1 protein-coding gene is annotated in these 1,378 nt (G+C 37.4%); it reads left to right on the plus strand.

What is annotated here, in order from left to right:
* Positions 1-78: 78 nt before the first annotated feature.
* Positions 79-1,378, plus strand: a 1,300-nt coding sequence (locus ACM03V_RS34375; protein WP_414625296.1) for a hypothetical protein, incomplete at its 3' end; no start/stop codon positions are given.

Genomic DNA, 1,378 nt, shown 5'->3' on the forward strand with positions numbered 1-1,378 from the left:
GTATGCGCTCAGTAAATCGGGGTAATAAGAAAAAATAAGGAGTAACAAAGGTACAGTTAGCGTCGTAGAATATGAGGCATGACGCAAAAACTACCGGCAGAGAAATTAGTTTCAGCATCACTGCAATCAATCGACCCAAAACAGATTGCAGACGAAGGAGTGCGTCAAACAGTTGAACTGTTATTGAACCTGATAGAACAGCTAAATGTAAAAATCAAACAATTAGAAGAAGAAAACCAAAAGCTAAGGGATGAAAACAACCGCCTCAAAGGCGAACAAGGAAAGCCAGACATCAAAGCGAATAAAAGTATTGGATTTAAGAAAGACCATTCATCAGAAAAAGAGCGAAAAACCCCGAAAGAACGCAGCAAAGCAAGTAAAAACGAGTCTATTAAGATAGACCGAGAAGAGATTTTAACTTATCCCCAAGAAAAATTACCGGCAGACGCACAATTCAAGGGTTACGAAGAAATAGTAGTCCAAGACATTTTACTAAAGCCAGATAACATACTGTTCCGCAAGCAAAAATACTACTCACCACAAACCGCAAAAACGTATCTGGCACCCTTACCAACAGGTTATGAAGGAGAATTTGGTCCAGGAATAAAAGCTTTAGTCATGAGTTTATATTATGGCGGAAACATGACCCAAGGTAAAATAAAAGAATTTTTAGCAAATATTGGTATCTCGATGAGTGCAGGGTACCTATCAAATTTATTAATAAAAAACCCGGAACAATTCTATGCTGAGTACGAAGAAGTATATACGGAAGGTCTAGCAAGTAGTCCCTGGCAACACTTTGACCAGACGGGTGCGCGTGTTAGAGGAGTGAACTATACAACAAATGTGATTTGTAATCCGTTATATACAATTTACCAAACAACACGACACAAAGACCGTTTGACTGTATTAAAAGTATTACAAAACATTACCGAGCTTGAATTTATTCTCAACGAGATGACCTATGGGCTTCTGGAGACTTTTAATTTACCAACCAAGTGGATTAATCAACTCAAATTATTGCCTCAACAAAAAGTTTTTACGGAAACAGAGTTTAATTTTTTAATTGATAAGTATTTGAGTAAACTCGGTTCTCAACATCGTTCCCGAATATATGAAGCCGCTGCAATTGCTTTTTATCATCAACAATCTAATATTCCCATAATCAAAACTCTACTGTGCGACGATGCTCCACAATTTAAGTCAATAACCTCAGACTTAGCTCTTTGTTGGGTGCATGAAGGACGGCATTATAAAAAATTAAGTCCACTTGTGCCTTGTCACCAAAAACTTTTAGATGATTTTTTGGAACGATTCTGGAACTATTACCGAAAATTATTGGCTTACCGAGATTCTCCTACACAGGAAAAAGCTTACG

This window comes from Calothrix sp. CCY 0018, from assembly GCF_963920925.1.
Classification (GTDB): domain Bacteria; phylum Cyanobacteriota; class Cyanobacteriia; order Cyanobacteriales; family Nostocaceae; genus Rivularia.